The organism is Thiohalorhabdus denitrificans (genome assembly GCF_001399755.1).
Taxonomy (GTDB): domain Bacteria; phylum Pseudomonadota; class Gammaproteobacteria; order Thiohalorhabdales; family Thiohalorhabdaceae; genus Thiohalorhabdus; species Thiohalorhabdus denitrificans.
The window spans coordinates 122,155-134,849 of sequence record NZ_LJCP01000007.1 but is presented as its reverse complement, the minus strand read 5'-3'; the positions used below and the strand labels follow the sequence as shown (position 1 = coordinate 134,849).

7 protein-coding genes are annotated in these 12,695 nt (G+C 67.2%); 4 read left to right on the top strand and 3 right to left on the bottom strand.

Annotated features, from left to right (window positions below; genetic code table 11):
- Position 1: 1 nt before the first annotated feature.
- On the bottom strand, positions 2 to 1,276 hold the full coding sequence (locus tag AN478_RS13465; RefSeq protein ID WP_082432796.1) for an nSTAND1 domain-containing NTPase: 1,275 nt from the start codon (positions 1,274 to 1,276) through the stop codon (positions 2 to 4).
- A 62-nt stretch (positions 1,277 to 1,338) separates the two neighbouring features.
- On the bottom strand, positions 1,339 to 4,608 hold the full coding sequence (locus AN478_RS03800) for an LAGLIDADG family homing endonuclease (protein ID WP_054965300.1): 3,270 nt from the start codon (positions 4,606 to 4,608) through the stop codon (positions 1,339 to 1,341).
- 320 nt (positions 4,609 to 4,928) lie between these two features.
- On the opposite strand from AN478_RS03800, the gene AN478_RS03795 reads away from it, so the two are divergent.
- Genes AN478_RS03795 through AN478_RS03785 form a run of 3 tightly spaced genes read left to right on the top strand, consistent with a single transcriptional unit; the run spans position 4,929 to position 9,080 of the window.
- The gene (locus AN478_RS03795) at positions 4,929 to 5,708 is read left to right on the top strand and encodes a class I SAM-dependent methyltransferase (RefSeq protein ID WP_054965299.1); all 780 of its coding nucleotides are present in this window, start codon (positions 4,929 to 4,931) and stop codon (positions 5,706 to 5,708) included.
- Between the two features lie 15 nt (positions 5,709 to 5,723).
- A complete protein-coding gene (ubiB, locus tag AN478_RS03790) occupies positions 5,724 to 7,424 on the top strand; it encodes a 2-polyprenylphenol 6-hydroxylase (protein ID WP_054965298.1) in 1,701 nt (566 codons plus the stop codon).
- Between the two features lie 57 nt (positions 7,425 to 7,481).
- The gene (locus AN478_RS03785; protein ID WP_054965297.1) at positions 7,482 to 9,080 is read left to right on the top strand and encodes a GGDEF domain-containing protein; all 1,599 of its coding nucleotides are present in this window, start codon (positions 7,482 to 7,484) and stop codon (positions 9,078 to 9,080) included.
- Between the two features lie 323 nt (positions 9,081 to 9,403).
- On the opposite strand, the gene AN478_RS03780 is transcribed toward AN478_RS03785, so the two are convergent.
- Complete coding sequence (locus AN478_RS03780) at positions 9,404 to 9,667, bottom strand: hypothetical protein (RefSeq protein ID WP_054965296.1); 264 nt, start codon at positions 9,665 to 9,667, stop codon at positions 9,404 to 9,406.
- Between the two features lie 472 nt (positions 9,668 to 10,139).
- Between AN478_RS03780 and AN478_RS03775 the strand changes: the two genes are divergently transcribed.
- Positions 10,140 to 12,617 carry a plasma-membrane proton-efflux P-type ATPase gene (locus AN478_RS03775; protein WP_054965295.1) on the top strand — a complete coding sequence of 826 codons (2,478 nt, stop codon included), beginning with the start codon at positions 10,140 to 10,142 and terminating at the stop codon, positions 12,615 to 12,617.
- The last annotated feature ends 78 nt before the right edge of the window (positions 12,618 to 12,695 follow it).

The window sequence follows — 12,695 nt, the reverse complement described above, 5'->3', positions numbered from 1 at the left end:
CTCAGTACAGGTTAGGCCTAGCTTTCACATAGGCGGCGAAAAGGGAGTCTCTGAAACGATAGTAACGGTCTCGGACTTTGATTAGCTCACCGCCATAATCTTGAGAGGTAAGATGGCCAACGAATTGACTAGCATTATCTACCCCCCAATCCAAGGCGAGCTTATAAGCAGTACCTGTAAAAACCTCATCTTCTTCAGATTGCATTTCTGCCATCGCCTTAAGGACCAACTCCCGATGCCTTGAAGAAGCCACCGCAGTTTTATAGCGGCCTTCCAAAATAGGGTCCGCCTCAGATTCAGCTATCCGACGCAAAGTAGCCTGAATATCTTCCTCGCCAATTACATCCACCTCCTTCATAAACGCTTCTCGAAGGGCAAACTTCCCAATCAAATGGACCATATACGGATGCCCCTGAGCCAGGGAGACAAGCTTTTCAGTGGCTTCCTCGTCAAATTCAATCTTATTAGAAACATGCCTCTCTGCTATACGGACAATTTGCCTAAGCTCCTCCTTTTCCATTGGAGGAACTTTAACAATGCTTCCAGCAAACAACCTGTCGGACGACTGGTGCTCCCTAATAAGGTTTTGAATGTCCTGAGCAACACCGACTATTACAAATTTGACTTTTGGCGCATTAGTTGAAAGCGACTTCAAAAATGACGCGAAACCTTCAGGATTTTGAATTTGATCAAATTCATCAATTACGATCAGTATCCCATCACGTGCAATCCGTTCCTTGACAATCTCTTGCACAATATTTGTGAAAACGGTTTCAACATCGTGGTCATCAATTGCAGAAGCGGTTTGCTCCACCTCTTTTTTCTCACCCCCTAAAGAGGCTACCCCCGCCGAGAATTTTGGAGTATATGACTCCATCACTTCTTTGGCCTTAGGCACATCGTAAACCCAATCCCAAAGACCTTCTCGAGCAGTAAGAATCTTATGTAGAAGTTCTTGGAAAGAACTTATGGACCTGCTCGCTGAGAAATAAATGGGCAGAAAATCCATTACTTCATCTGAAGGCAGGCCAAGTTGATTTAGAAGAGAATTATCACCCTCTGATATCGCCAAAATCTGCCTGGCCAAAGATGTTTTCCCCACACCTCTATTTCCCACAATGGCAATATTTGATCCTTCATCAATCAAGCCATAGTAGGAACTCTCCACAACACCCCGCCTTCCGGCAAACCTCTCCGGATCTGAAACCTCTTTGGCAGGCTGGAAGGCATTTTCAACGGTTTTTCTCTGCAAATATTTATTTTTTGTTCCAAACATTGAACTTTCAACCGATGTTCTCAAGGGGTTGTTAAGGGGAGGAAAGGTCCTCCCCTTAAGGCCTAAAACCGCCCGTAATACCCCTCCTTCAACGCGTCATACAGATTCGCGGCGTTGTGCAGTTCGCCGTCGTACTCGATCTCCTCGTCGCCCCGCGCCTCCACCACGCTGCCGTCGTCCAGCTCGAAGCGGTAGGTGGTGTTCTTGAGGTCCTTGTCCTGCACCAGCACGCCCTGGAAGGCCTCGGGGTTGAAGCGGAAGGTGGTGCAGCCCTTGAGGCCCTTGTCGTAGGCGTAGAGGTAGATGTCCTTGAAGTCCTGGAAGTCGAAGTCCTGGGGCACGTTGATGGTCTTGGAGATGGAGCTGTCGATCCACTTCTGCGCGGCGGCCTGGATCTCCACGTGCTGCTGCGGGGAGATGGTGTTGGTGTCCACGAAGTAGTCGGGCAGCCGGTTCTCCGGATCCTCGGCCTCCGGGTCGCCCTCGGGGTTCACGAACTGCTTGTAGGCAAGCAGCTCGTAGGAATCCACCTCCACCTTCTCCTTGGACTTCTTGCCGTCCCGGATCACGTTGCGGAAGTACTTGTGGGCAAAGCTCGGCTCGATGCCGTTGCTGGCGTTGTTGGCCAGGGACAGCGAGATGGTGCCCGTGGGGGCGATGGAGCTGTGGTGGGTGAAGCGCGCCCCGTGCTCGGCGATGGGGTCGGTGACCTCCTTGGGGAACTGCTGCATGTAGCGACTGTAGCGGGCCATGAGCACCTTGCCCGGCACCTGGTCGCCCGGCTTGTAGCCGTCCTCCGCCATCTCCGGGCGCAGGCGCAGCATCTCCTCGTCCACGGTGAACACCTCTTCCATGATCGGTGCCGGGCCTTTCTCTTTTGCCAGCTCGGCGCTGGCGCGCCAGCCGGTCTCGGCCAGCTCGCGGGCCACCTGCTCGGTGAAGTCCACCGACTTGGGCTCGCCGTACTTCATGCGCAGCATGGCCAGGGTGGAGCCGAGGCCCAGGAAGCCCATGCCGTGGCGGCGCTTGCGGCGGATCTCCTCCTGCTGCCGGTCCAGGGGCAGGCCGGAGATCTCCACCACGTTGTCGAGCATGCGGGTGAACACCGCCACCACCTCGCGGTACTGCTCCCAGTCGAAGTAGGCGTCCTCGGTGAAGGGATTGCGCACGAACTGGGTGAGGTTCACCGAGCCCAGCAGGCAGGCGCCGTAGGGGGGCAGGCCCTGCTCGCCGCAGTTGTGGGCGTGAATGCCGTTGGCGTCGAACTCATTCACCCCCGGCACCTGGACGTCGTAGACCGGCTCGACCCCTTCCTCCACGACCGAATCAACTCTGGCGGTGAAGCGCTCACGGTTGAGGGAACGCTTGTAGCTGCCAAGCAGGTTCGTGAGCCGGGCCTGCTTGTCGGTATCCGCGAAGCCGATCTCCTCCCGGAAGCGGGCTAGGTTCTCGCCGGCGATCACCAGCTCGTGCTGGGGCTGGATGGCGTAGTCGGCGCTGCCGCCCTTGCCGTCGGGAAGCTCGGCGGTGCCAACGCCCGCCCTGCGATCGGTGTAGACAGTGGACTTGATGCCCAGGCGCAGCAGCATCCGCTGCACCGCCTCCAGGCGCGGGAGGTCCGACTGCGCCAGGCGCACGGATACGCCCTTGGCCTGGGTGCCCTGCACCGAGCCATCGGCGTCGAACAGCCCCCGCAGGAAACCACGATAGAAATCGGCGGAGGCACGCTCCATCGTCGGGGTGATGGCCTTGTCGCCTGGGGCCATGCCCAGCTCGTCGGCCAGTTCCTTGAGCGCCTTCATGGTAAGGCGGGACTCATTTCTGTCGGGGATCTCCCGCCAACCCGCGAAATCGGCTCGATGGGGCAGGCCCTCGGCAGCCCTTAGGGCTTCCGCCATTACCGCCTTCGGGCCCATCGCCTGGGCTCCGTCAGCGGCAGGGGCGGACTGCCAAACGGACAGTACCGCCTGGTCGGCCTTGAGCGTTCCGTCGCCTACCAGCAGGCCGGTCAGATAGCCCTGCTCGTGGTTATAGGGACCCTCCCAATCAGCGTTTCCGCGATGGTCGTGAAGCAGCACCCGGTCCCCGGCTTCCAGCTCACCGGCAGCCACCCAGGCGGTCTCGGTGGACCAGCGGGTCTGGCGCACCACCTTGCGTACCTGGTGGTCACTGGTGAGCCGCAGGCTATAGCCCTCCTGGGTGGTCAGGCGTACCACCGGCTTGTCGGCGGTATGGAAGAAGCCCTCGGGCGCGGTGGGATGGTCGGTGCCGTCCACCCGGGCATGGAAAGAGGTTCCGATGAGATCGCGCACCTGGCGCGGCCCCTCGCCGGTCTGCACCCAGGTGTCGGCGGTCACGCACGGATTGGTCGCCCGGATGTTCTCCACGAACCAGTTGTTGTTCATGTCGTTGTACTGGTCGATGAGGATGAAGCCGGGCTCGGCGTAGTCGTAGGTGGAGGACATGATGGCGTTCCACAGGTGGCGCGCCTTGATGGTGCGGTACACCTTGCAGGCCACGCGGCCGTCGTTGCCGGTGATGTAGCCCTCCTTGCCGGGCCAGTCCCGCCAGACCACCTGCTCGGGATCCTGGAAGTCGATGTCCTCCACCTCCGCCTGCTTCTCGGAGATGGGGAACACCAGCGGCCACCAGCCGTCGCTCTTCACCGCCTCCATGAAGTCGTGGGTGACCAGCAGGGACATGTTGAACTGGCGCAGGCGGCCGTCCTCGCGCTTGGCGCGGATGAAGTCCTGCACGTCCGGGTGGCCCACGTCGAAGGTGGCCATCTGCGCCCCGCGGCGCCCGCCCGCGGAGGAGATGGTGAAGCACATGCGGTCGAAGATGTCCATGAAGGACAGCGGCCCGGAGGTGATGGCGCCGGCGCCCGCCACGAAGGCGCCCTTGGGCCGCAGGGTGGAAAAGTCGTAGCCGATGCCGCAGCCCGCCTTCAGGGTCAGCCCCGCCTCGTGCACCTTGCGGAGGATGCCGTCCATGGAGTCGTCCACGGTGCCGGAGACGGTGCAGTTGATGGTGGAGGTGGCGGGCTTGTAGTCCTGGCCGCCGGCGTTGGAGACGATGCGCCCCGCGGGGATGGCGCCCTGGCGCAGGGCCCACAGGAAGCGCTCGTACCAGTGCTCGCGCTGATCGGCCTCCTCCACGTCCGCCAGGGCGCGGGCCACGCGCCGGTAGGTGCCGTCCACGTCCGCGTCCACCGGCTCGCCGCGCAGGTCCTTGAGGCGGTACTTCTTGTCCCAGATGTCCAGGGAGGCGTCCTGGAACTCCACCCGGGCCTGCGCGGCGTTCTCATTGAGCGGCTGGACTTTGGCGGTCATGGGCTTCCTCCGGGTGACGGTATGGCAGCCACAGCAGGCCGGCGCCGGGCGGACGCGGCCCTGTGGAAAATGTGGAATCTGTGGAAAAACACAATATCTTGTGTCTCCCGATTCAAGCTAACCAAATATATGGCCGACCGCAAGGAGGACTTTGTCCCTGGCCCTCCGCCGGAAGCGGGGGCCATTTTCGTCGGCCTTTCGGACATTGTAAGCGCACACAAACCGTCCCGAATTGAAGGGATCCCGGATCTGCAGTAGGCTGCCCCCTTTCCCCGTCCCCGCCGAGCGGACTGACTCCGGAGCCAGAGGACCGAGCCGCCATGAGCGCCGACCGCAGCGACGACACCAAGCAGGAAAACGCCACGCCCACTACCCACTTCGGCTTCCAGGAGGTGCCGCTCTCCGAGAAGGCCAAGCGGGTCAAGGGCGTGTTCGACTCGGTGGCGGGCAACTACGACCTGATGAACGACCTCATGTCGGGCGGCCTGCACCGCTGGTGGAAGCGCCACACGGTCATGCGCGCCGAGCCCAAGCCCGGGGACCGGGTCCTGGACGCGGCCGGGGGAACGGGGGATCTGGCGCGGCTGTTCAGCCCCAAGGTGGGGCCGCGCGGCTGGGTGCTGGTGTCGGACATCAACTACGAGATGCTGCACGTGGGCCGCCGGCGGCTGGCGGACGAGGGGCTGGTGGGGAATCTGGACTGGCTCACCGCCGACAGCGAGCGGCTGCCGCTGCCCTCGGACCACTTCAACGTGGTCACGGTGGCCTTCGGCCTGCGCAACATGACCCGCAAGGGCAAGGCCCTGCAGGAATTCCTGCGGGTGCTGAAGCCGGGCGGCCAGCTGCTGGTGCTGGAATTCTCCCACCCGGTGGCGCCGCTCAAGCCCTTCTACGACGCTTACTCCTTCCACATGATCCCGCGCATGGGCAAGGTGGTAACGGGAGACTCCGACAGCTACCAGTACCTGGTGGAGTCCATCCGCCAGCACCCGGACCAGGAGACCCTGCGCGAGATGTTCGCCGACGCCGGCTTCACCCGCACCGGCTACACCAACCTCACCGGGGGCGTGGTGGCCCTGCACACCGGCTTCAAGCCCTAACCGCCGGGGAACGTCGTGCCCGCCCCGCCCCCCGCCAAGCCGCCCGCCGCCTACCGACGCCTGCGGCCGCGGCATGTGCTGCGCATGCTGCGCATCGCCCGCACCTTCGCCAAGTACGGCCTGGACGAGCTGATCGGCGCCATCCCCTTCTTCCGGCCCTACGCTTGGGTAAGCCGGCTGGTGCCCTTCCGCAACCGCGTCGTCCGCACCCACACCCACGGCGCCCGCCTGCGGCTGGCCATGGAGGAGCTGGGCCCACCCTTCATCAAGCTGGGCCAGATCCTCTCCACCCGCCGCGACCTGCTGCCCGAGGACATCATCGGCGAGCTCTCCGCCCTGCAGGACGCGGTACCGTCCTTCCCCAGCGACCAGGCGGCGGCCATGGTGGAGCGCTCCCTGGGCGCGCCCCTGGAGGAGAGCTTCCTCGAATTCGACCGGGAGCCGGTGGCCTCCGCCTCCATCGCCCAGGTACACCGGGCGGTGCTGCCCGACGGCGAAGTGGCGGCGGTGAAGGTGCGCCGGCCCGGCATCGAGCGCGTCATCGAGACGGACCTGGCGGTGATGTTCGCCTTCGCCGCGCAGGCGGAGCGCTACCTCACCGAGGCGCGCCGGCTGCGCTTCGTGGCGGTGGTGGGGGAGTTCGCCAAGACCATCCACGACGAGCTGGACCTGGAGAAGGAGGGGGCCCACGCCAGCCAGCTGCGCCGCAACTTCCACAACAACCCCGTGCTGCGCGTACCGCGCATCTACTGGGGGCACACCACCCGCGATGTGCTTACCATGGAATGGGTGGAAGGGCTCCCCATCGACGAGCCCGACAAGCTCGCCGAGGCGAAGGTGGACGTGGTGGAGGTGTCGCGCAACGCCGCGGAGGTGTTCTTCCAGCAGGTGTTCCGGGACGGCTACTTCCACGCCGACATGCACCCGGGCAACGTTTTCGTGGGGCCGGGGAACCAGCTGCGGGTGGTGGACTTCGGCATCATGGGCATCCTGGCCGCGGACCAGCGCCGCTACTTGGCCGACATGCTGCTGGCCTTCCTGCGCCGCGACTACACCCGCGCCGCCGAGGTGCACCTGGAGGCGGAGTACGTGCCGCCGGACACCGACATGGTGGCCTTCGAGGACGCCCTGCGCGCCATCGCCGAGCCCGTGCTGGACCGGCCGCTGCAGGAGATCTCCATGGCCAACCTGCTCATGCGGCTGTTCCAGACCACCCGGCGCTTCCACATGCCCACCCAGCCGCAACTGGTGCTGCTGCAGAAGACCATGGTCAACGTGGAGGGCATCGCCCGGGACTTCAATCCGGAGATGAACATCTGGCTGGCCCTGCAGCCCCTGCTGCGCGAGTGGATGGAGGAGGAGAAGGGGCCCACGCGGCTGTGGAACGAGCTGCGGCAGGAGGCCCCGGAGTGGAACCGGCTGCTGCCCCGCCTGCCCCGGGTCACCTCCGCCTTCCTGGAACGGGCCGTGAACGACGAGCTGGTCCTCAACCTCCGCGGCCCGCAGCTGGACCAGCTCCGCCAGGAGGTGCGCGCCGGCATCCGCCGGCTGGCCTTCACCTGGACCGGGGCCACCCTGCTGGTGGCCGGGGCCGCGTCCGCCCTGATTCCCGGCCTCGGCGCACGCCTGGGCTTCCCGGCGTGGTGGCTGGCCGCCGGGCTGGCGGGGGCGGGCCTGGCCGCCATCCTGTGGAGCCTCGTCGACCGGCGGCGCTGAGGCTCCGCCTCGACCCTGGGCAACCCGCCCCGTGGGCGCCCCCGGAGGGCATGGCCCATGCCGGACAGCGTGCTCCTGCACCTGGATATCCAGACCCTGTTCCTCCTGCTCGCGGTGCTGGGGGCGCTGGTGGCCGTGGTGTTCGGCGGGCTGTGGGTGCAGGGGGTGGGCCGGCCGGAATCGGGGCCCTGGGCCGCCGGCCACGGCCTGGCCGGCCTGGGCTACCTCCTCTCCGCCCTGCGCGGAAGCGCCCCGGAACTGCTGGGCACGGTGCTGGGCGAGACCCTGGTGCTCGCCGGCGCCGTCCTCATCCTCAAGGCCCTCCACCAGCGCGCCGGCCGCCCCTTCGCCGACGCCTGGGCCCTGGCCGGGGTGATCGCGGCGGGGCTCGGGATCGCCTTTTACACCTACCCGCTGCCCAGCCCACCCGCCCGGATCGTGCTGTACACCGTGGCCGGTGCGGGGCTCCTGGGCGCCTGTAGCGCGGTCCTCCTCGCCACCCCGGTCAGGCAGCGCACCTGGACCCACCTCCTCATGAGCGGGGCCTTCCTGTTCGCCGCGGCGGGGCTCGCGGCCCGAGCCGGACTGGCCCTGGTCGCGCCGCCCGCCGGGCCCTTCGGTCAACCCCTGGTCCACGGCGTCTCCAAGGCCGTGCTCGTCGCGGCGGTGGCCGGCTGGACCCTGGGCTTCCTGTGGCTGATCACCCTGGACCTGCGCCGCACCCTGGAGCGCGAGGTGACCTCCCGACGCCGGAGCGAGCGCCTCTTCCGCTCCGTGTTCGAGCACAGCGCCAACGCCATCGCCTTGGGGGACGAGGAGGGGCGCATCGTCCTCGCCAACCCGGCCTTCGCCGAGCTGCTCGGGCGGCCGGTGGCGGAGCTGGAGGGCCGCTCCTTCCGCGAGCTCACCCACCCCGACGACGTGGCCAAGGAGACCCAGCGGATCCGCGAGGGCCTGGCCGCCGGCTTCGGCTCGGTGCGCCTGGAGAAGCGCTTCCTGGACCACGGGGGCCGCTCCGTGTGGGTGGACCTCACTTTGTCGCGGCTGCGGGACACGGTGGCCGGAGACATCCGCTACATCGCCGTGGCCAACGACATCCGTGCGCGGAAGGCCGCCGAGGCGGAGCTGGAGTACCGGGCCACCTACGACGCCCTCACCGGCGCCGTGAACCGCCTGCATTTCGAGGACCTCCTGGACCGGGAGCTGTACCGGGTGAACCGCTACGAAGCGGAGGCGGCCCTGGTGATGTTCGACCTGGACTTCTTCAAGGCGGTCAACGACGCGCACGGCCACGCCACGGGGGACGCCGTGCTCCGGGAGATGGCGGCCCGGGTCCAGGGGCGGCTCCGGGACACGGACGTGCTGGCCCGCTGGGGCGGCGAGGAATTCCTGGTGCTCCTGCCGGAGACGGACGCCGCGGCGGCGGTCAAGGTGGGCGAGGACCTGCGCCGCCTGGTGGCCGGCACCACCTTCGCCGGGGGCCTGTCCCTCACCATCAGCGTGGGTGTGGCCGGCATCCACCGGGGGGACTCCATGAAGGCCCTGCTCAAGCGGGTGGACGACGCCCTCTACACCGCCAAGACCGCCGGCCGCAATCGCCTGGAGCGAGCCCCGGACCATCCACCGGCGCCTCGCGGTCCCGGGGGCGCGGGCTAGCCCCGCGGGAGCGGGACCGTGCCCGGGACCAACTCGCCTCCCTCGCCCGCCACGTGGCCATGGGCTGGGACCGGCGGGCCATCGACCGCCTGGGCACTGCCGACTACCAGGCCGTCCCGCTGGTGATCCCGATCAATTTCCTGGTGGGCGGCGCGGTTTCCCGGAGGAGCTCCCGAAACAGGAGCGGTTTTCCTACAAGCGGGGCACCCCGCGCGCCGACGCCCCGGCGGCCGCGGAGGGCCAGGAGCGCAACCTGGCGCGTCTCTGCCGGGACCTGGAGCGGTGGCTCCTTGAAACCATCCGCGGGAGGCGCTGACCGGCCGTCACCGCTCCAGGCGGATGGCCAGGAGACCCCGGTCCGCGGCCTCCACGTAGCCGGTCACCCGTCGCTCGGGGGCATGCACGTCGCCCCTGGGGTAGAGGTCCACGGAGACCGGGGTTTCGGCCTCGAAGCCCAGGGGACCCACCTCGAGGTCCACCCGGTCGCGGTTGATCCGGGTTACGGCCCCCATGGCGACGGGGAGCCCCTGGTGGAAGACCATGCCCCGGTCGTAGAGGGGCCCGGCGCCGGGATCGGGAGCGGGCATGGATGGGTCTCCTTCCTCTCACCAAGCGGGCCGCTAGCGGGCGCCCACTAGGTAGATGGTCCCCCGCTCCTGCAGCTCCATGGCGAGGTCCTCCGGCGGGCGCGGATCGGGAAGGGGGGCTCTCCGGCACGGGTGCGCGGAAGTCGAAGAGGGAAAGCCGACCATCCTTCCCGGAGCCGTGTCGGGTACGGCCAAACCGTGCGCAACCATCGTAAAGTGTCAGTACGGTTCCCAGGATTCGGGCCCTTCCCAATGGCCCTGGGGTGTACCCCCGAGCCCCGGCACGGCCCTCGCCGAATCCCGGCGCCCCCTACCGCAGCCGGGACCGCGCAACCCCTGCTCCGTAGGGATTGGGCCAATTGCCCGGCCGGGCGCGGCACTGGATCCTGGATCCATGGCCCGGTGCCTCCCGGGATCTTTCCCTCCGACTTCCGCCCCTGGCTCCCTACAACAACCCTGCGCAGGAGGAGGCATGGCCCAAGCGCGGGCAGGAAGCAGACCTCCCCCATCCCTGGATCCGGACACGGCGGGCAGCCAGCCGATCGCCCGGACCCTTGAGGAGCTGGAAACCGACCCGGCTGCCGGCCTGTCCAGCCAGGAGGCCGACCGCCGCCGGGAGCAGGTCGGTCCCAACGCGCTGGAGGAGGAGAAGGCCCATCCCCTGCTCCGGTTCCTGTCCTACTTCTGGGGACCAATACCCTGGATGATCGAGGTGGCCGCCCTGCTCGCCGGGATCTCCCAGCGGTGGGAGGACTTCGCCGTCATCATGGTCCTGCTCGCCATCAACGGCGGGGTCAGCTTCTGGCACGAACACAAGGCCAGCCAGGCCATCGACGCCCTCAAGCGACGCCTGGCCCTTGAGGCCCTGGTCCTGCGCGACGGCCGGCGGGCGAGGATCCCCGCGCGGGACCTGGTGCCCGGGGACATCATCCTGGTGAGCCTCGGCCACGTGGTCCCGGCCGACGCGCGGATGTTGGAGGACCAGTCCCTGAGCGCCGATGAGTCCGCCCTGACCGGAGAGTCGCTGCCGGTGACCAAGGAGGGCGGCGACCTCCTCTACTCCGGCACCACCGCCCAGCTGGGCAAGGCCTGGGCGGTGGTGGTGGCCACGGGACCCGCCACCCGGTTCGCCCGCACCGTGGCGCTGGTGCGGGAGGCCGGCGGGGAGTCCCATTTCCGGCGGGCGGTCCTGCGCATCGGCTATTTCCTGATCGCCGCCTCCCTGCTCCTGGTGGCGCTCGTCGTCGCCCTCTCCCTCCATCGCGGCACCCCGGTCTGGACGGTGATCCTGTTCGCCCTGGGCCTGGTGCTGGCCGGGATCCCCCAGGCCATGCCGGCCGTGCTCTCCGTCACCATGAGCATCGGGGCCAGTCGCCTGGCCCGCATGAAGGCCATCGTCTCCCGCCTCGCCGCCATGGACGAGATGGCGGGGCTTCAGGTGCTTTGCGCCGACAAGACGGGGACCCTGACCAAGAACCAGCTCGCCCTCCAGGAGCCGGTCCTGATCGAGGGCAGGGACGCCCGGGAGGCCGTGCTCGCGGCCACCCTGACCACGGACCGCGAGGAGCCCGACCCCATCGACCGCGCCATCCTCGGCTACCCGCACCCCCCGGACGGCCTGGAGGGCTACCGGGTGGAGGCCTTCCGGCCCTTCGACCCGAACCGCAAGCGGGCCGAGGCGGACGTGGCCCGGGACGGCCGACGCTTCACGGTGGTCAAGGGCGCCCCTCAGGTGGTCCTGGACCTCATGGGGGAGCCGGAGGGCGTGACCGACCGGGTCCATCGGGAGGCGGACCGGCTCGGGGAGCAGGGCTTCCGCTCCCTGGGGGTGGCCCGCCACGATCCGGAGGAGGGGTGGCGCTACCTGGCCATCCTGCCCCTCCTGGATCCGCCCCGGGAGGATAAGGCCCAGATGGTCCGGGACGCCAAGGCCCGCCACCTCGACCTGCGCATGGTCACGGGGGACCACCCCGCCATCGGCCGGCAGATTGCCCGGCAGATCGGCCTGAACACCAACCTAGTGCGGGCCGCGGACCTGTTCGGACCGGGGGAGGCCGGGGGGCCGGGCCGGGGGGAGATCGACTGGAGCATCCACGAAGAGGTGCTGGCCGCCGACGGCTTCGCCGAGGTGACCCCGGAGCACAAGTTCGAGATCATCCGCCATTTCCAGGCGGCGGACCGGATCGTCGGCATGACCGGGGACGGCGTGAACGACGCGCCGGCCCTGAAGCAGGCGGATGTGGGCATCGCGGTACCCGGGGCCACCGATGCGGCCCGCAGCGCCTCGGACCTGGTCCTCACGGAAAGCGGCCTGGACGTCATCATCCGGGGCGTGGAGGAGGCCCGGCGCATCTTCGGGCGCATGACGGGCTACGCCACCTACCGCATCACGGAAACCATCCGTCTGCTGCTGTTCCTGTCCATCGCGGTGGCGGCCTTCGCCTTCCACCCCATCACCCCGATCATGATCATCCTGCTGGTGATCCTCAACGACATCGCCATCGTCGCCATCGCCTGGGACAACGCTCCCACCCCCGGGCGGCCGGTCCGATGGCGGATGCCGCGCATTCTGGCCATCGCGGGGTTGCTGGGTCCGGCCGGGGTGGTGTCCAGCTTCTTTCTGTACTGGATCCTGCGGGATCTGGTGGGGCATCCCGCCCACCTCATCCAGACCCTCCTGTTCCTGAAGCTCCTGGTAGCCGGGCACATGACCCTGTTCCTGACCCGACAGCAGGGCTGGTTCTGGCAGCGCCCGTTCCCCAGCGCGACCCTGTTCATCGCCCTGGAGGCCACCCAGGTCGCCGGGACCCTCGCGGCGGTATATGGGTTCCTGATGGCGCCCATCGGCTGGGTATGGGCGGGGATCGTGTGGGGGTATGCCATCGCGTGGATGGTCCTGCTTGACGGCATCAAGGTGCTCGCCTATCGGCGCTTCCTCGCCTCGCCCTGAGCCGGGTTGGCCTAGGAAACCTAGTTAGCGAGCCGCCCCGCCCCAACGCAGAAGGGCCCGCCCCTGCGGGGGCGGGCC